The organism is Neobacillus sp. OS1-32, assembly GCF_030915425.1.
Lineage (GTDB): Bacteria > Bacillota > Bacilli > Bacillales > Cytobacillaceae > Neobacillus > Neobacillus paridis.
In genome coordinates, this window is sequence record NZ_CP133263.1 from 2,913,523 (window position 1) to 2,932,442 (window position 18,920).

Consider the following 18,920-nt stretch of genomic DNA (forward strand, 5'->3'; position numbering starts at 1 on the left):
ATCATTTTTGTGCTTCTGTCCAAAAATATTGGCAGATTTGTGACGCACAACCTGAGGAAATTACAATTCTGTGACATTCATTGTTCTGGCTTGAAAACCGATATATGATTAGTGTATAAAGTAGTTATAGGGTAGTGAAAGGAGAAAATATCATGATCAAGCAGCAGGTTATCCCAGATTTTGTTCAGGAATTACTAACAGAGTCAAGCAAGGGTGTTGAACCATTGATTCAGAAACTCTCCACGCTTTTGTCCTGCCCTATACTCGTTACCGATCCTTTTTATCAACTCTATTGTTCTACTGCTCACTTAGATATGAACGAAATCGTAATCATTCCGAACAAAGAATTTGAACGAGATTCCCTATCTTCGTGCGAGATTTCAACACGTGACACCATTTCTGCTGGATTTGTCGCCCCCATTTCGCTTCATCAGAAACACCTGGGTTTTCTAGTCATGATTTGTGAAGACAACATGCCTGATGCCGCTTTATATGAACAAGCCATTTTGTTTACTGCTTCCCTCTGCGCTCTGCAAATGCAAAAAAAGCTGGAAATCAAGCAGGAAAAAGGAAAATTTAAAGATGCCTTTTTGTTTGATTTGCTTTACGGAAATATCAAGAAAAAGCAGGATATCATTGAATACGGTGCTCTTTGGGGCTGGAATTTTACCGTACCGCATCAGATCATCGTATTTTCTTTTGTTCAATACGATCAATTTTTTACCGACCAGGAGAAGATCAACATCTTACTGCAGCTGGTGGAAAAAGAACTGATTTGCCAGCAGCTGAACCCGATTATAATGATAAAACAAGCACAGGTTATTGCTGTAGTTCCACAGCACAACCCTGACATGGAGCAGTTTACATTGCAAATCCAAGCTTTTGCGAACAACGTTCTTTCGCAAGCAGAAAAAATCAAACTCCAGCCGCAAATTGCCTGCGGCCTGGGAAAAGTCTACGCGAATCCGGCTGAGTTGTTTCGCAGCTATCAGGAAGCAAAAGTAGCCTTTGAACTGGGAGTCCTTCTGAAAACGCGAACGCCGTTTTTTGTAGAACTGGGTTTGGAACGAATTTTATTCAACCATGACCTTCAAGACTTAAAAGAGTACTATGACCATTGCTTAGGTGCGTTGATCCGTTATGACCGTGACCATGAAGGAAATTTGCTTGAAACACTGGAAACATTGGCCGCCCATCAATTTGATATGGGAAAAACAGCAGCCGCAATTTTTCTCCATCGAAATACATTGCGTTACCGTATCAAAAAAATTGAAGAAATCCTCAATGTAAAGTTGGACGATCTCAATGTCCGCTTAAATATTATTGCTGCTTTCAAAATTAAACTTTTGCGGAAATTATCATGACGGATGTGGTTTCTATGAAAGATGGCATTTATCGGAATACGTGTCCCCGCAATTGCTTCGGCAGCTGCGGGATTTTATCCTATGTCAAAAATGGACGCCTGATGAAAGTGACCGGTGACCCGAAGCATGGTTTTACACAAGGCAAGCTGTGTGCAAAAGGCTATGCCTATACCCAATTTGTCTACAATCCCAAGCGGCTGAAATATCCAATGCTGCAAACGCCTAGAGGTTCAGGCAATTGGAAACGGATTTCCTGGGATGAAGCCTACTCGATCATTGCAGATAAAATCATCGAACTCAATCACCGGTATGGCTCGAATCTCGCCTGCGGCTATAACAAATTTTCAGGGAATCTTGGCATTCTTCATTATGCGGTGGAAGGAATGTTCAACAGTATCGGCCCGCATACCAAACCAGTTGGCAATCCGTGTGCGTTAACCGGAAAGCTAGCGGTTAATCAGTCCTTTGGTCATAGCTTTAGCTCCCCCGGAAGAGATGGCACATGCAAAATTGATCGTCATTTGGGGTGCCAATCCGGCGGTTACCAACGTCCATCAAATGAAATATCTGTATGAAGCAAAAAGAAATGGGGCCAAACTGATTGTCATTGACCCTATTTTTACAAGAACAGCAGAAAAGGCGGATCTTTATATTCAAATTAAACCAGGGACAGACTTATGGCTTGCCTATGGTGTTGCCAAGCTGCTGATCAAGAGGGGGAACTACGCAGAATCGTTTATTCGGAAGCAAACCTTTGGCTGGGAGGAGTACAAGCATTTTATTGAAACAAAAATAGAGTTAGAGGATGTCAGCAAACGCACAGGAGCACCGCTTGAGGCAATTGAGCTGCTTGCGGATGCTTATGAAACTACTAAGCCTGCCGTAACTTGGAGTGGATTGGGCATTCAGCGCAATAAACATGGCAGCGGCAGCATAGGTGCGATCACTAGCATTGCTATAATTACCGGTAACCTCGGTATTCCCAGCGGCGGACTGTACTTTATGCATTTTGACGTCGAGCATTTTCCGCTTCATTTGTACAATCACAAGGGACCAGCCCATCCCTCGATTCACACTTCAAGGGAAATTGATATGAGCAATTATCCAAAAAGCGCCCTGGCCTTAAAAGATCCACCATTGAAGTTTCTTTGGATCGCTTCGAGAAATATTATTACCCAGGACCAGGATCTAAAAGGGTGGAAGCAGCTTTTTGACAGATTGGAACTAATCGTAACCGTCGATCTGTATTTAACCAAAACAGCCGAAGAATCCGATCTTGTGCTCCCGGCAGCAACCCATTTTGAGGAAGATGATTTGCATGTCAGCTACTGGCATTATTGGCTGTCCATCAACCAAAAAGCGATTCCTCCCTATTGGGAAGCGAAAAGTGATTTGCAAATCGCCAGGGAGTTGACAAGGAAACTAAATGAGCTGTCGCCGGGATTTTCAAATTTTCCTTATGAAAAAGAACCGCTGGATTGGATTAAAGCCGAGTTGACACCTGACATTATGCGGCAATATTCATTAACGTCCTATGAAGATTTATTGGCAGGTCCACACGTAAAGGAAATTGATTCTGCTCAGCAGTTTCAAACGAAATTTTGGCTGAATCCCTTTGAAGAAAGCGGCGGGCTAACAGAATTAGAGGAGTATGCCCCGGAAAAGCAGCAGCTAGGTGTGTACACATTATTAACACCGCAATCCTTGTTAAAAATTCATTCACAATACGAAATGCTCCCATGGCTCAATCAAGAGGAAAGTGATAATATGATAGAGATTTCAACAAAGGCCGCCGAGGAGTTGGAAATTGCCAACTACACGAAGATGGAGGTATTTAACGAGACTGGCTCGATCGTAGGCACCGCAAAAATCAATCCATCATTACCAAATAATGTTGTTGTGGCTGCTCAGGCCGGGAGTAATCCCATTAACAAACTTATTACCCATTGCCATTCACAAGAATCCAGCACTTTCTTTTATGACAGTACCGTAAAAATCAGGAAATGGAGGGATGGCCGTGTTTAAGCGAGTTGGCTTTCGTTTCAATGCGGATGAATGCATCGGCTGTAGGGCATGTGAAATTGCCTGTAAAAATGAAAATCAAACGCCAACCGGAATTCAGTGGCGAAAGGTAACCAAACTAGCACCTGAAATATACCTCTCCCATTCCTGTTTTCACTGTGACAGTCCTGAATGCTTCCGAGTTTGTCCCGAACGGGCTTTCTCAAAGCGTCAGGATGGGATTGTTCAAATTGACGAAAATATATGCACCGGATGCCAGTTATGCGTCACAGCCTGCCCGTATGGCGCCCCCCAATTTAATCCAGAAACAAAAAAGGTCAGCAAGTGCCAAATGTGTTACCAGCGGCAAGACATGGATTTGGTTCCCGCTTGTGTTGAAGCCTGTACTACCGGGGCATTGAAGCAAGTGGACTTAAATACATTTTCTGACGAAAACGCTGTTCGCTCGCTGCAAGGTTTTGCCGATGTGACGATCACCTGCCCCTCAGTGGTTTTTTATCCGGTAAAACCAAAAAAACGTTATTTTTTAGCAACTTAATACGATGAAACAGCCATTAAATTAACTTTCTTGATAAAATCACGGAGAATGTTAATCTGCTCGTAACGGAGGAAGTAAAAAAGAAGCTCCTCACAAGTTTGATTACTTATGAGGAGCTTCTATCACTATTTTTGCCTTTTCAGATTTACACCCTTTAGGAAGCCAGCCTATTATGAGGTAAAAGCGCTGGGATGATCAAAAATCTATATACCTATTCCATTTTCCCAACCACTTTCACTCTTAATCTAGTTGCATTTTCTGGATGATAAGCAAGTGGTGTTTCTTCTACCTCTACCAATTCAATCGTATCTGGGACTGCCCCGGCTAAGACAGCTTGTTTTACTGCTTTTTCTTCCGCATCTTTCAGAGACTTTTCTCGCGGCTCTTTGGCATAAATATAAATCTGTTCATATTGCCCGCTAATTTGCGAAATGGATGCACCAATCGCATTTGCAACGCCACCATTTTCCGTTTTTACTATATTGGATATCCCGCTGATTGCATTTGGAACAATAATACTGCCTCCCCCTACTAGAACAAGTGAAACATCTTCCGAGGAAGTTTTCATTTTTTCAATCGCCTGCTCGATAATGGAGCAAATTTCCACTTGAACCTTTTGGGCGAATTCTTCATCAATATGTGCTACTAAGCTCTTATCACCAATGTCAGCCATGCCTAAACGAACGGCGATGTCTGTTGCTGTAAGGGTATTTCCGCCAAAGACCAATGCCTCCTGGCCGATTTTGTAGCCAACACTATCTGGTCCTACTGTAATCTTGCCATGATCCGTGCGAACAATACTTCCTCCCCCAGCCCAATAGAGATAATATCTGGCATTCTGAAATTTGTCCGAATTCCCCCTACTTCGACTGCGACTGAAGACTCTCTTGGAAATCCATCTTGAAGAACCCCAATATCAGAAGTCGTACCACCAACATCTAGAACAATCGTATTTTTGATCTGGGCTAAATATGAAGCGCCACGTATACTATTCGTTGGCCCACAGGCAATCGTTAAGATGGGAAATTGCTTCGCATAATCGATCGACATCAATGTTCCGTCATTCTGGCATAGAAACACTTCCGCATTGGTAATCCCTTCTTCCTCCAATGCACGAATAAACCCTTCTGTTGTCGTTTCAATTACTTTACACAATGCCGCGTTTAAAATGGTGGCATTTTCACGTTCAATTAAGCCAACAGAACCAATCAGAGAAGAGCATGAAACAGGGAATTCTTCTCCATATACTTCATGGATGAGATCGCGAACTCTTAGCTCTTGATCATTTTTGATGGAGGAAAATACACCCACAATCGCAATCGATTCTACTTTATCCTGCCATTCCGTCAAAAGAGTTTTAAGTTCTGCTTCATCCAGTTCTCCCAATAATTGACCGTCGTATTCATACCCCCCATGAACAAGTGCATAATTACCCGAGAGTTTTTCAACCATATCTTCCGGCCATGCAGTATAAGGCAGGACGGAGGCAGTGGCCGGATAGCCCAAGCGAATAACACCAACTCGTGCTAATTTTTTTCGTTCGACAATTGCATTTGTACACTGGGTTGTCCCTAACATCGCATGAGTAATTTTCGTCCGATCAATGTTACTCTCATTTAATACTGCCTTTAAAGACGTTTCAATACCTGTTTTAATATCTAAACTGGTTGGAGATTTTACACTATGAACCAGGTTTCGATTTTCATCCAAAATAATGGCATCGGTATTTGTACCACCCACGTCAATTCCGATTTTATACATGTTCGACTACCACCTTTTTAACCAATTCCTCAATCGGGACATAATCATAATCATAGCCAAAATATTTAGGACCTACTGTCTCGATTCCTTTTTCATTCCTCCATTTCTCATTTGCAGGCAGCCCGACCACCCGTACTCGTTTTCCATATTTTAGAGCTTCTGTTGTCACAGGCAGCAGCGTTTCATAATCCACTAAACAAATTAAATCCGGAGTCATGGCCACAACGCTATCATTCTTCTCTGCGACAAGATTTTCATTTTGAAAATAAACCTTCATATGTTCGGTTTTATTGGCTTCAATTCCTTCAAGATTCATTTTCCCAAAGTTAAATCCGCCCTTCGTTTCGCGAATCACATCGACAATCTTCCCTTGGAACAATTCATAGCCGGAAACTATTTTTAACAATTCTTGCAGTTTATCTTTTGCGTCTTTGGCTTTTGAAGAAATAATTTCACCAATTTTTTCAGAAAGTGTAATGATGTGATGGACACCACTTTGTTTAAGCTGCGCCCCCGTTGTTGGATATAAACTAACCAAAGCACTTGCCCCCATCTCCACAGTGGCCGTGCGGGCTAAACGTTCTGTCCATTTATTATCAATGGTTTCAAATATTCCGATATTCCCTTTTTCATCGGTAATAGCCATCGGTGTTGCCGAAATTCCATCGAGGTGAAATGTCACCATTTGCAATTCCGGAAAGGCTCAACCCATACCATCACAATCGATGAGAGGTAAATTCAGTTGGGCCGCAACAACAATTGGGATCATGGAATTTACGCCGCCTGCTTCCATCGGATACGTTCCGGCGATTGTTTCCTTTCCTAAATACTTTGCTAGCTTTTGGAAAACCTTAACAAACTCGTCCCCCTTCGGAAATTTCTCTACTAACACAGAAGGTGCTCCCATCATGGCAGCTGGAATGAAGAAGTCTTCATCTTCAATTTCGTCTACTGAATATAATCTGACTGGCCCATTTTGCTTAATGGAGGAAAGTGCCATTAGTTTTCCAATATAAGGATCCCCGCCGCCGCCTGTTCCCAAAAATGCCGCTCCTATTGCAATATTTTCAATCGCCTTTTCATTTAAATATCTCATTTATTTCCCTCCAAGATGACCGTTTTTTGAGCAGTAAAATGATATCCAATAAAATAAACAACAAATGAAATGATAATTCCAATTAATGGCTGATTAGCTACTTGAGGCAAACTTGGGAAAAAAGATAATACAACCGGTAGACAGGCAATAACAGCTCCAACCAGCCAGGAAAGGACACCTAAACGATTGATCCCTTCAACTTCTTTCCAAGAATTTTTATTCCCCTTGTTCATGATCCAATAAGAAGCAATCATCACACCTGCTACTGGCGGAATCATCGCGGAAAGGATCGACATAATCGGTGTAAAGTAATTTAATATACCCACTACCGCCAACACAGTTCCAATCGTTCCAGCAACACCGACTGCCAATTTTTCTTTTTCTTTGGTAATGTTAAACACGTTAACCAAGGCAAAGCCACCTGAAATAGCATTTACCAGATTTGTTTTCCATGTAGCTAAAATTAAAGCGACACCACCAATAAATGGAGTGGCAATTTTTAAGAATACGGCTGTAATATCACTTGTTTGATAGGCAATCGTTAAAACAGCTCCGACACCAATCATCAGAACTCCTGCTGGAATAATGCCAAAGACTGCTGCTTTTATTACATCTGAACGTTTTTTGGAGAATTGAGAATAATCACCTGCAATAACGGCACCTAAGGCAAAGGAACCAATCGTTACCGATAGTCCATCCATAAAACTCATATTCCCTTTAGGCTTGTAATTCTGAATGAACTGTAGTTGATCTCCTGTTAATGTTTGGAATAAACCATAAACACAAATAACAACTAATAAAGGAACAGCTATATAGCTTAATACTCTTAGTACTTTTACCCCATAAATGGCTGAGACCACCATTACCATCCCGCTAAGGAAAGACGCAAATGGTACTGGTATAGTTATATGAAAGGTAGCTAGTAAACTAGCTAACGCAGCTCCACAAACATTGGCTTGAATTCCAAACCAGCCTAAGCAGGCGATTGCCAAAATAATAGATATGATCGTTCGTGACCCTTTCTTACCAAACACTTGTCCTGCGACTTGAACGGTTGATCTGCCTAAATCAGTGCTTTGAATCCCTTGCAAAATCATGATTATCACAATAATTGAATATCCTACAAAAGTTACTAATAATGCTTTTGGTAAGCTCATACCGCTTATCAGTGCATTTCCTACTAAAAGACTTGGTATGCAAACCAACGCCCCTGCCCAGATTATCCCTAGACTAAACCAAGATTGATATCTTCGATTATTTCCCATATAGTCCTCCTGTTTTCCGAATAAATTGATTTTTCTTAGTATAGAGGAAAAATTGAAGATGAGTCTTTTTCAAAAATAAAAAAAAATCCAAATTTTTGTCGTTTCCAACAAACATTTGGATTTTCTTAGTTATTTAGTAAACGATAAATCATGCAGGCTATATAAGCATCATAAGACTCCGAGTTAACTGTCACATCATAGCCAATCAGCTCACTAATCTTTCTAATTCGATATTTTACTGTATTTTTGTGAACAAATAGAAGTTTGGCGCAGTCATCAAAATTCCCCTTTGCATCCAGAAGAAAAGTCAGCAATGTTTTTAAAGAATCCTGGTCTTTTAGAACAGGGGAAATGATGGACAACCATTCCTCAATCTTTTCTTCTCCTTGTTTACTGAAATCAATAGCCCGCTCCATCGAGCGTATTTCCGCTGCCGTAAACAGTTTGCGCACGGGAAAAATGGTATGGACTTTGTCGCCTACATTATTGACCAATTGATACATACGGCGAACATCTAAGGTATTTCGCATCTTTGGACAATAAACGATTTTTGATATTTGCGAGAAGTAGTTAGTCGTTTCGATAAATTCGGATGCAATTTCTAACTCAGGATATTTATATAAGTAATTCCCTAAAAGGACGATCATACAATGATCAATTGTTTGAATGACGGCTGTTTTATAATATTTTGTCACTTGCTCTGCTAATTCTTCTCCAATTTTCTTTTCTTCCGACAAATCCTTAATATAAACTAGCCACATCATTTCGATTGCGGAAACATCAATATGAAGCAGATTGGCTAATCTCCGCATTTTATCACTTTCATCATTCACAATCGCTTTTACTAAAGCATATTCACTCACTTCAGCATGCTTATCGCCCCATAAATTCATAGCCACTTGTACCACTTCGCTAATTTTTTCTATGGTCTTAACCGGCAATTTCGTATTTTCTTTAATGACAAATAAATAAAGACGCTCTCCATTTTTCTGATGTATAATCTTATATTCAACAAAACAGGATAGAGCATTCTTATTTATCTCTTGTTGTACCGTTTTTCCATTCAAACTATTTTGTGAGTGTGCTTGGATTATTTTTAATACGTCTAAAGATGAGTTTCGCGGCCACATCACCTGGTTCATAATATCAAAATTTGCATTTGTTATCAGGATATTAGCTTTCAATCGATCTGACAAAAATTTAAGTGTAATTTCCACGCTTCGTAAATGTTCTGGTAGCAAGGATACCTTTTCCAATGCCTCATTCACAAAATTATCATTAATCGTCTGATTACTCACAATGGCTTCCATCACTTCATAGATGACTTCATTGTAGCGGAGAGAATAATCATTTTTGGGCATACAAATGATAATAAAATCTAGGGAGTCTGCTAGTTTCAGTACCTCCTCGGGAATTTCTGGCACGATAATGCCAACATAATATAAAATTAAACCCAGTTCGCCCAAATCATGTAAATGCTGAATGGCTTTGCATTGTTTTTCCACACTATCTTTGATGGAATAAAATGAGCTGATGACAAGTTCTTCAGAATACCACTCTTCTTGAACAGTTTGGATCCTCCGTGAGAAAAACTCGACATCAGAAACTTCTAACACAGATAAAGACGAGACAGTTCGTTCTAGATTCTTTTTCCCCGTTAACACCTCTGCGCCCCTTAATGATGGCATTTGCAATATATCTTGTACAGTTATCCCCATTTCACCACTTCTTCTTCCTTTTCATACAGATATCTCTCATTATAGTATATCTCCCCATAATAGACACCAGAGAAATCCACACGCAAGTTATCAAAAAATGGAAAATCCGCTCCAAAAATTCTCCAATTTTTCTTTAACTAGGTCATTACTAATTTGATGAAGATACTCATTCATCCCTCTCACCTCTATAATTCCACGTCTTATTGGCAAATTATAAGCTTATTTATTACCTAAAGAAGTTGCTACCAGCAGATCCTAATACGGTTGTTAAAGAACCTTGGTTTTTATACTGAAAGTTTACTTTTCCTTAGAAAAGGCATTGTACTCTTTGAATAGTGAAGAACGCTTTTTCTTTTTTAAGTACTTTTCGTTAAGTATAAGAACTTTCCCGTTTTCAACAGTATTGTATTTTCGATAAACTAATTTATATTTTTCAAATGCCAGGTTCCCAAAATAATAAATCGGTAAAATCATCGCCATCAGAATGACTAATTGAGGAATCAATTTGAATTCATTCCTGATGATATATATGGTCATAACAGCATTTGCTGCAAAGGAAACCATTAAAGTAATCACTACATTACATATGTGAAAAGGGGCAACGGCATTTTGATCACGAAACAGCCGCTCCAGCTCAGACTTTACCAAAAGGGTCACAAATACTGAGATCACAATCACAAAAAGGGAAACTATATATGGAACAATGTACATTTTCCGATCCCCCGCTCTATTAATAAAAATTGTACACCCATTATAATCCATTATAGAGAATAGGGAAGTATTAGCCCACTTCCCTTGCAAAGGTCATTTTTTCGCTAATTCCTCGCGCAACTTTTTTATTTCCTCTGTTTGATCCAAGATATTATTATTTATTTTTCTTAAGGCATCATATATTCCAAAAATTCCTGCAAATAATAAGAAACCGATAAGTAAATCCAATTTCGCCCCTCCTCATTAAAATGTATCTCTAAAATTTATTGTATCAAGAGAAGGCAATAAATCCCAATAAAGTTTATTTTACTTAACACGAGAAAAATTAATCATACTCAAGGTATGGATTACTGCCCTGCCGCAGCTTAGATTTCAATACGGCCTGACACAAAAAAGAGACTTCTCAAAAGTTTGGGAAACTAATGAAAAGTCTCTTTAAATTTTTTATTATGTTAGGTTACCCTTTTTTGGCTTCATTAACGTATCGTTTGCAGAAGCTTTTCAACGCAGCCCTTACTACTCCCTAGTCATGTGTAAGATTACCTTGACAACATTATCTCAATTCTTTCCATACCCAGTTTTCAACTTCTGGTAAATCCACACCTTCCTCACGGATGTGTTGATTATGTTTCGTAATTATACTTTCCATTTCTTTAACAATGTGTGTGTGCTTGTCAGCATCAGGTAAGCTTAAAACAGCCTCTTTCACCAGATCAAAGCGGTCCATTTGGTTCAACACACGCATATCGAATGGTGTTGTAATATCACCGTTTTCACGGTACCCATGTACAGATAAGTTATGATTATGGCGGTCAAAGAATAAATCCTTGATTAGACCTTCATAACCATGAAAAGCAAAGACAACCGGTTTGTTTTTTGTGAAGTATCGATCAAACTCCTCATCAGATAAACCACGAGGATCAAGCTTTTGACTTCTAAGTTTCAGTAGGTCAACCACGTTGATATAGCGAATCTTTAATTCCGGCAATTTTTCATGCAGGATAGAGATAGCAGCCAAACTTTCGATGGTTGGTTCTGTTCCTGCAGATGCAAAGACAATGTCAGGTTCACCATCTTGTTCTGTACTTGCCCAGTCAATGACCTTCAATCCTTTATCAACTAATTCTTTTGCTTCATCTGCCGTAAACCATTGAGGACGCGGGTGCTTAAATGAAACAATTAAATTAATCTTTTGACGGTCGTTTAAGACTTTATCAAAGACAGCCAATAGAGTGTTTGCATCAGCTGGTAAATATTCACGAATAAACTCTGGTTTTTTGTCCGCTAAATGACCTAATAAACCAGGATCCTGGTGTGTATAACCATTATGATCTTGCTGGAAGACCGTGGAAGTCGCGATTACATTCAGTGATGGAATTTCTGTGCGCCACTCTTGCTCAGTTGCTTTACGTAACCATTTGAAATGTTGCGTGAGCATCGAATCAACAACACGTAAGAAGGCTTCGTAGCTGGCAAAAATGCCGTGACGTCCTGTTAAAACATAGCCCTCAAGCATTCCTTCTGCTTGATGTTCGGATAATTGGGAATCAATCACACGGCCATAAGATGCTAAGAATTCATCATTCGGCTCTACAATTTTTTCCAACCACTGACGTTTTGTTACTTCAAAAACAGGAGCTAAGCGGTTAGACATGGTTTCATCCGGTCCAAAGATTCTAAAATTGCTGTTTTCCTCATTTTCAACAATAACATCTCTAAAATAGTTGCCTAAAACGGACATATCCTGTGCGACAACTTTCCCATGTTCAGAGTTATCAAGTGCATATTTACGGAAATCTGGCAGGCGCAAATCTTTAATAAGATTTCCGGGGTTTGTTGCAGGATTCATCGCCATCCGTTTATTGCCTTTAGGGGCGACTTCAGCAATTTCAGGTTTTAAGCGGCCGGTTTCATCAAATAACTCTTCCGGCTTGTAACTTTTTAGCCAATCTACTAATGCATCAATATGCTCCATATGGTTTTGGTCAACAGGAACGGGAACTTGATGGGCACGGAATGAATTTTCAATCGGTACACCAGCCCATTCTTTAGGACCTGTCCAGCCTTTAGGGGCACGAAAAATAATCATTGGCCATTTTGGACGCATCGGATCGTTATATTTTCGAGCATAGTTTTGAATCGCTTGAATTTCCTCAATAACAATGTCCAAGACTCTAGCCATTTCTACATGCATGAATTCTGGATCATCACCCTCCACGATAAATGGTTTCCAGCCTAAGCTTTCAAAATAGGAAGTGATATCATCATTCGTAAATCGAGCAAAAATAGTTGGATTGCTAATCTTGAATCCATTTACATTCAGGATTGGCAATACGGCTCCATCTGTAATAGGGTTAATGAAACGATTGGAAAACCATGCGGTAGCTAATGGACCTGTTTCAGCTTCCCCATCACCAATAACAGTCGCGGCAATCAAATCTGGATTATCAAGAATGGCACCAACAGCATGCGAAAGAGAGTATCCTAATTCTCCGCCCTCATGGATGGATCCGGGTGTTTCAGGTGCAGCATGGGATGCAATACCACCCGGGAATGAAAATTGTTTGTACAATTTCTTTAGGCCCTCAATATCCTGACTAATTTCTGGATAAATCTCACTGTAGCTTCCATCAAGATAGGAGTTCGATACCATAACCTGACCGCCGTGACCAGGACCTTCTATATAGAACATATTCAAATCATATTTATTAATTACACGATTTAAATGAGTATATATAAAGTTTTGGCCAGAAATCGTACCCCAGTGTCCAATTGGCTTTACTTTAACATCTGATGCCTTGATCGGTTCTTTTAAAAGAGGATTATCCTTCAAATATAATTGCCCAACTGAGATAAAATTGGCTGCGCGCCAATAAGCATCAAGCTTCTCTAAATATGTTTTAGATGAGTAATCAACTTGCTCCAACGCTAATTTCATTTTAAATCAACTCCCTAGGTCACTTAAATTCTTTTATAGTTATATCCACAAATTAATCATACCAATTTATTTTAAAATATCAACCATTAATTTAATTGGTACGCACCATTTTTGAAAAAAATTCACATTTATATGAATGACACAGAGAGATATTTAATAACAGCTTATAAGATGGATTTAAGCGATAATGAAACCAATTATCTAAAAAACAGGACCGGGAAATATCCCAGTCCTGTTTTACGGAACCGATACAATTGTGTTGAATTTCATATATTTGTAGTGAAAACGCATTTGAGAAAACTCAAATGGTGTGCCGTTATCTAGAAAGAATATGCCTTCCATAATACTTATTGGCTCATTTTCCTTTAAGTTCAGCAGTTCTTGGTCAACCGAATTGGAGGGTTCTGCATAAATCGATAAAAAGGATTTTGTAACAGCCAAATTATGGGCATCCTCTAAATAGTGAAAAATAGATCCCTCAATAATAGTTTGATTTAAATTTTGCACAATCTTAATGGGAATATAGCCGGTTTCAATCATGAAGGGTTCATCCTCAAACAAACGTAAGCGAATAATTTTATATACAAAATCATGAGGCTGCAAGAACAAATCCCTTTGTAATTCATTTGTTGGCGGAATGACCTCAAACTCCAATACTTTAATTTTTGGCTTTTTTCCGTTCATTTGGAAATTATCAGACACTCCCAAATTTGAACCTTCATAATTAAAAATTGATTCATTTTTTATATATAATGGGTTGATAAATGTCCCTGAACCACGCTTCTTGAAAATAATGCCGTCATTGGCCATCTTCGTTAGCGCGCGTTTAATTGAGCTACGGCTTACCTGATACGTTTCACTAAGACTGCGTTCATCTGGTAATTTCAGATCAGCAAACTGACCAGAAAAAATTTTCTCTTTAAGGTCATCAATAATCTGCTTATAGACTAACTCTGCCATGTTGTACTTCCTTTCAACTCTTCTATAACTACCATAGTACCACAAATTTTTTGCAACCGTTTTAGTAATTTGGAAATTAGTCTCTCCTTCTTACATTTTCGTTATAGATGAGTCAAAATCAACAAATGAGCAAAATCAGAATTAAGATGTGTAAAGAAAATTGTACTGTTTAACAACGTAAAAAAGTGAAATTTTCCTAATGGTAATACGGTGTTTTATTATTCTTTTAATTTTCCTCCATTGCTATACAGCTAAAAATATATTTTGTATTTGGTTTGGGAAGTGTAATTTTCCCCTGAACGAAGAATAATATCTCCAAAACCGTCAAACTCGATAGCCCCTGGGGCAGCTTGGGTTTCAAATGTTATCCCACCGTGTTGAGTTAACTTTTCTCCATGCATAAGTGGCACACCTTCCACAAAATTTGCTGTATAAACAACTATCACAGGTTCCTCGGTGTATACCTCAACCTTTATTTTCCCATCAGGGCTAATTAATTTTGCCGCCATATGATTAATTCCTGTGCTTGTAAGGAAGAAAGGATGATCGATCCCTTGAACCTTTTTCACTTCGATATCATCAGATTCAAAGGTCGATTTAAGCTTCTTCGCGGTTCGAAAATCATAAGCTGTTCCAAAGACACCTCGCTTTTCGCCAGTTACCGTGGTATCTGCTGCATTTACGGGGCAAATTCTTCTGAACCTATTTGTAAACAATGTTCATCGATTGGATTACTTGGATGTCCTGTTAAGTTAAAATAGACATGATTTGTCGGGTTGAAAATTGTATCTTTATCACTTTTTGCTTGATAACGCACTGACCAATTATTTAAATTGTCTAATGTATAAGTTACACTTACTTCCAAATTTTCTGGAAAGCCATTCTCACCATCAGGTGAATTTGTTGAAAGAATGATCGACACACTTTGATCAGTCTCATTTATGTCAAAATCCCATATTTTCTCATCAAACCCAGGTTTTCCACCGTGTAAAGTATTCCCGGATTGATTTACAGACGTTTTGTAGAGTACTTCATCAAGTGAAAATTCACCTTTTTTTATTCTCCCCGCGACTCTTCCTATTGTTGCTCCAAAGTATGTTTCCTTTTTGTAATCCTCAACAGAGTCAAATCCCAATACTATATTCTTACGGCCCAAATCCTTTGGGATAAAAAGATTAACGATTCTTGCACCATAATTTGTTGCTTCTAATGTCACCCCATTATCATTTTCCATAGAAAACAGTAAGGCTTCATCCCCAAAAGGTCTTTGTGTTAATTTCATTCTTCCGGCCCCTTTCTAAATCAACTTGCACAATTATTATTATAAAATAAAGGCTGAAACAAAATGACCTGATCATATCAAATGCCTATGTTGGACACTAAGAATCTAATAGTTGAAAAAATGGCCGAAGTACAGCTCCGGCCTTAAGAAATCTATTAAGAAAATAACGGTTGTTACAACGAAAATCACACTGCGGTCGATTTACGCATTTTTCTATTAGCCCGTCTACTTTCCCCAACTTTTTCAATTTCCTCTAAAGTATGACCTCGGGTTTCCGGAACGCGTGTCCGGATAAATAAAACTCCAAGTAAACAAATAGCGCCGAAGATTGCAAAAACAGCTTGTTGAGACATCGAAGCGGTCATGATTGGAAAAAGCAATCCAACCAAGAAAGAACCAATCCAGTTAAATGATGAAGCTAATCCTGATGCACGCCCACGAATTGCCAACGGGAAAATTTCCCCAACTATGACCCAGGTAAGAGGAGCCCAAGTGAATGAATAAAGTGCAACATAGATACTTAAAAATACAACGATCATCATCGGACTTGCATTAGGAATTAATATATTCAATATTGCTGGTAAAATAAAGGATAGTCCCATAATCGTCCCGCCAACTGTTAATAAAGTACGTCGATTAAATTTATCAGCAATCATTAGGAATACCAATGAACCTAGTACGAGAATAACCCCTTGAATAATTGGCCACATCAAAGCTGAGCTGGCTGCGTGCCCTGTTGCTTTTTCTACAATCAAAGGAATGTAATAGAAAATGGCGTTTGCGCCCTGGAATTGTTGAAAAGCAGCAACACCCACACCAGCAATTACTAAATAACGGTATTTATTACTTAAGAGTGTACCCCATGATGCTTTTTGAATTGCCTTTGCTTCCTCTTTGGCAGTATCTTGAATTTGTGTTACTTCAGCATCAATTTCTTCTTTGTTAGTGCGAATATAGCCCAACACCTTACGAGCTTCATCAATTTTATTATTCTTAATTAAAAAACGTGGTGATTCGGGTAATCTTAACATTCCTAGGAATAAGATCAGAGCAGGTACGGCAGCCAAACTAAGCATCAATCGCCATGCCATTGTTTCCGGTAAATCTTTCAATAAATAATCGACAATGTACGAAAGCAACATTCCGGAAACAATCATTGTTTGATTAATTCCTGACAGACGTCCGCGTAAACGTGCAGGCGCCATTTCCGACATATAGGCTGGGACCAACGCAGAGGCAGCACCAACAGCCAATCCTAATAATATCCGAGCAACAATTAAAAAAAGTATCCCATTATGAGGGGCCATTCCTGACAAAATTGACCCCACAACAAAAATTAAAGCAGATACTATAATCATTTTGCGCCGTCCTAAACGATCGGAAAGTTGTCCGGCCAAAGCACCTCCAAAAATAGCTCCAAACATCACTGAAGAGGTAATCCAGCCGATAGCCCCAGCACTGTTTTGAAGGCTCCAATCATGTTGCAGAAAAGGCAAAGCACCCGTCATAACGCCGATATCATAACCAAAAAGAATACCAGCAAAAGACCCAAAAAAATAAATGAAGCCACTTGAGATTTTCTTTTCATTACCCATTAAAGTTTCCTCCTCAAGTTTTTAAATTTATATTGTTTAAAAATCCCACAACAAAAAATATTATTGCGTTCATTTAAACGTTTTCATCTTTTCCTAAAAACTACGACCACACCACATTCACAAATAAAGGGATCATGATTTGATTATTTTACTAATGGCTTCCATTTCTATTCTTCAACTTCTGGAATAACTATTTTTTACCTCCAAGGAAGCAAAGCTCCTCGGAGGATAAAATCATTACCTAATTACCTAATATCTACGTATTCCAAGTCAACAAGTTTTGCATAGGTTATAATTTGATCTGTTGTTAAATTCAACGAAACAACTGTATGGTGACCGCCGCCATTCTCAATCCAAGCTTTCACCCCGTCTTGGAAGTTTGGCTTAATGTTCCAAAGTACCCGTGCCACTGGGAGTTTCGGAGCTGGAACAGTTGGCTCAAATGCTGATACTTCGTTGATTAATAGTTTGTAATGAGTACCAAAGTCAGCCATTGAAACAACCACACCATCTCCTGCTTTACCATCAAATACTAAACGTGCTGGATCTTCACGATCACCAATACCTAATGGCGATACGATTATTTTTGGCTTATTACTTGCTAAAGTCGGATCTACTTCAAGCATATGTGATTGAAGGGCAGATTCTTGACCAACGGCTAATTCATATGTGTAATCTTCCATAAAGCCAGTTGATTGGTTATGACTCATCACTTTGAGTAAGCGATCGAGTGCTGCCGTCTTCCAATCTCCTTCACCTGCAAAACCATACCCTTGTCCCATCAAACGCTGGACGGCAAGACCAGGAAGCTGTTTCATACCATATAAATCCTCGAAGTTCGTGGTGAAGGCATTGTACCCGCCATCATCAAGGAAACGTTTAAGGGCAATTTCATATCTTGCTTGTACTTTTACGCTCTTCTCCCAATCTTCCTTACTGTAAGTACCGTAATCAAATTCATAAAGGTTGGCATATTCTGCAAATAAATCATCCACTTCTTCGTCCTTAACAGCATTCACGTATTGAACAAGGTCTCCAATACCAAAATAGTCAACTGTCCAGCCAAATTGAATTTGTGCTTCAATCTTATCCCCATCGGTAACGGCAACGTTACGCATGTTGTCACCAAAGCGGGCGACTTTAATGTTGAAAGACTCGTTATAAGCAACCGCTACGTCCATCCATTTTGCAATTTCCTGTTGGACTTCAGGGCGCTCCCAATAACCTACAACCACTTTATTTTGTTTTTTTAAGCGGGCATTGATAAAACCATATTCACGGTCGCCATGAGCTGATTGATTTAGGTTCATGAAGTCCATATCAATCGTTGCCCAAGGGATACTTTCATTGAATTGGGTTGCTAAATGAAGCAATGGCTTTTGTAATAATTTTGTTCCGCGAATCCACATTTTCGCAGGCGAGAAAGTGTGCATCCAAGTGATGACACCGGCAACTTCGTCACGATAGTTGACCTCTTTCATGATGCTTGTGATTTTATCTGCGCTAACAGCTAAATCCTGCAATACAAGCGGATAAGGCAAAACACCGCTTTCATTTAAGGCATCGGTCATCGTTTGTGCGTGTGCTTTGACTTCTGCTAATGCTTCTTCACCATAAAGATGCTGCGAGCCTACGACAAACCAGAATTCTTTTTTACCTATTGTTGACAT

At 39.2% G+C, this 18,920-nt stretch carries 12 protein-coding genes and 3 pseudogenes; 4 read left to right on the top strand and 11 right to left on the bottom strand.

What is annotated here, in order from left to right; all coding sequences use genetic code 11:
* Positions 1-152 precede the first annotated feature (152 nt).
* The 4 genes from RCG24_RS14445 to RCG24_RS14460 are packed head-to-tail and all read left to right on the top strand — an operon-like array spanning position 153 to position 3,924.
* Positions 153-1,364 (top strand): PucR family transcriptional regulator, encoded by a 1,212-nt coding sequence (locus RCG24_RS14445; protein WP_202654750.1) that lies wholly within the window; start codon positions 153-155, stop codon positions 1,362-1,364.
* Positions 1,361-1,939: a molybdopterin-dependent oxidoreductase gene (locus RCG24_RS14450; protein ID WP_308077335.1), complete on the top strand. Its 579-nt coding sequence runs from the start codon at positions 1,361-1,363 to the stop codon at positions 1,937-1,939. The genes RCG24_RS14445 and RCG24_RS14450 overlap by 4 nt, the downstream gene beginning before the upstream one ends.
* Positions 1,860-3,389, top strand: coding sequence for a molybdopterin-containing oxidoreductase family protein (locus tag RCG24_RS14455; RefSeq protein ID WP_308077336.1), 1,530 nt, complete (start codon positions 1,860-1,862; stop codon positions 3,387-3,389). The genes RCG24_RS14450 and RCG24_RS14455 overlap by 80 nt, the downstream gene beginning before the upstream one ends.
* Positions 3,382-3,924: a 4Fe-4S dicluster domain-containing protein gene (locus tag RCG24_RS14460; protein WP_202654748.1), complete on the top strand. Its 543-nt coding sequence runs from the start codon at positions 3,382-3,384 to the stop codon at positions 3,922-3,924. The genes RCG24_RS14455 and RCG24_RS14460 overlap by 8 nt, the downstream gene beginning before the upstream one ends.
* Before the next feature lie 211 nt (positions 3,925-4,135).
* On the opposite strand, the pseudogene RCG24_RS14465 reads toward RCG24_RS14460, so the two are convergent.
* From RCG24_RS14465 to araA, 11 genes and pseudogenes are all read right to left on the bottom strand, one after another.
* Positions 4,136-5,685 (bottom strand): annotated as a pseudogene (locus RCG24_RS14465) (hydantoinase/oxoprolinase N-terminal domain-containing protein).
* A pseudogene (locus RCG24_RS14470) lies at positions 5,678-6,781 on the bottom strand (DUF917 domain-containing protein). The pseudogenes RCG24_RS14465 and RCG24_RS14470 overlap by 8 nt, the downstream one beginning before the upstream one ends.
* On the bottom strand, positions 6,778-8,046 hold the full coding sequence (locus RCG24_RS14475; RefSeq protein WP_308077337.1) for a cytosine permease: 1,269 nt from the start codon (positions 8,044-8,046) through the stop codon (positions 6,778-6,780). The pseudogene RCG24_RS14470 and the gene RCG24_RS14475 overlap by 4 nt, the downstream one beginning before the upstream one ends.
* 125 nt (positions 8,047-8,171) lie before the next feature.
* Positions 8,172-9,764: a PucR family transcriptional regulator ligand-binding domain-containing protein gene (locus tag RCG24_RS14480; protein ID WP_308077338.1), complete on the bottom strand. Its 1,593-nt coding sequence runs from the start codon at positions 9,762-9,764 to the stop codon at positions 8,172-8,174.
* A gap of 297 nt (positions 9,765-10,061) precedes the next feature.
* Positions 10,062-10,475: a hypothetical protein gene (locus RCG24_RS14485; RefSeq protein ID WP_308077339.1), complete on the bottom strand. Its 414-nt coding sequence runs from the start codon at positions 10,473-10,475 to the stop codon at positions 10,062-10,064.
* A gap of 93 nt (positions 10,476-10,568) precedes the next feature.
* A complete protein-coding gene (locus tag RCG24_RS14490) occupies positions 10,569-10,703 on the bottom strand; it encodes a hypothetical protein (RefSeq protein WP_306792950.1) in 135 nt (44 codons plus the stop codon).
* A 325-nt stretch (positions 10,704-11,028) separates the two neighbouring features.
* Positions 11,029-13,413: a phosphoketolase family protein gene (locus tag RCG24_RS14495; RefSeq protein WP_308077340.1), complete on the bottom strand. Its 2,385-nt coding sequence runs from the start codon at positions 13,411-13,413 to the stop codon at positions 11,029-11,031.
* Between the two features lie 237 nt (positions 13,414-13,650).
* On the bottom strand, positions 13,651-14,373 hold the full coding sequence (locus tag RCG24_RS14500) for a GntR family transcriptional regulator (RefSeq protein WP_374049162.1): 723 nt from the start codon (positions 14,371-14,373) through the stop codon (positions 13,651-13,653).
* 251 nt (positions 14,374-14,624) lie between these two features.
* Positions 14,625-15,655 (bottom strand): annotated as a pseudogene (locus RCG24_RS21325) (aldose epimerase family protein).
* 185 nt (positions 15,656-15,840) lie between these two features.
* Positions 15,841-17,250: a sugar porter family MFS transporter gene (locus RCG24_RS14515; protein WP_202654738.1), complete on the bottom strand. Its 1,410-nt coding sequence runs from the start codon at positions 17,248-17,250 to the stop codon at positions 15,841-15,843.
* Between the two features lie 245 nt (positions 17,251-17,495).
* Positions 17,496-18,920, bottom strand: a complete 1,425-nt coding sequence (gene araA / locus RCG24_RS14520) for an L-arabinose isomerase (protein WP_202654737.1) — start codon at positions 18,918-18,920, stop codon at positions 17,496-17,498.

Bases quoted from the DNA above. Each gene is read 5' to 3' on its own strand.
- RCG24_RS14450 (WP_308077335.1), top strand. From the start codon at position 1,361: ATGACGGATGTGGTTTCTATGAAAGATGGCATTTATCGGAATACGTGT.
- RCG24_RS14480 (WP_308077338.1), bottom strand. From the start codon at position 9,764: ATGGGGATAACTGTACAAGATATATTGCAAATGCCATCATTAAGGGGC.
- RCG24_RS14485 (WP_308077339.1), bottom strand. From the start codon at position 10,475: ATGTACATTGTTCCATATATAGTTTCCCTTTTTGTGATTGTGATCTCA.
- RCG24_RS14455 (WP_308077336.1), top strand. From the start codon at position 1,860: ATGGCACATGCAAAATTGATCGTCATTTGGGGTGCCAATCCGGCGGTT.
- RCG24_RS14475 (WP_308077337.1), bottom strand. From the start codon at position 8,046: ATGGGAAATAATCGAAGATATCAATCTTGGTTTAGTCTAGGGATAATC.
- RCG24_RS14445 (WP_202654750.1), top strand. From the start codon at position 153: ATGATCAAGCAGCAGGTTATCCCAGATTTTGTTCAGGAATTACTAACA.
- RCG24_RS14495 (WP_308077340.1), bottom strand. From the start codon at position 13,413: ATGAAATTAGCGTTGGAGCAAGTTGATTACTCATCTAAAACATATTTA.
- araA (WP_202654737.1), bottom strand. From the start codon at position 18,920: ATGTCAACAATAGGTAAAAAAGAATTCTGGTTTGTCGTAGGCTCGCAG.
- RCG24_RS14515 (WP_202654738.1), bottom strand. From the start codon at position 17,250: ATGGGTAATGAAAAGAAAATCTCAAGTGGCTTCATTTATTTTTTTGGG.
- RCG24_RS14500 (WP_374049162.1), bottom strand. From the start codon at position 14,373: ATGGCAGAGTTAGTCTATAAGCAGATTATTGATGACCTTAAAGAGAAA.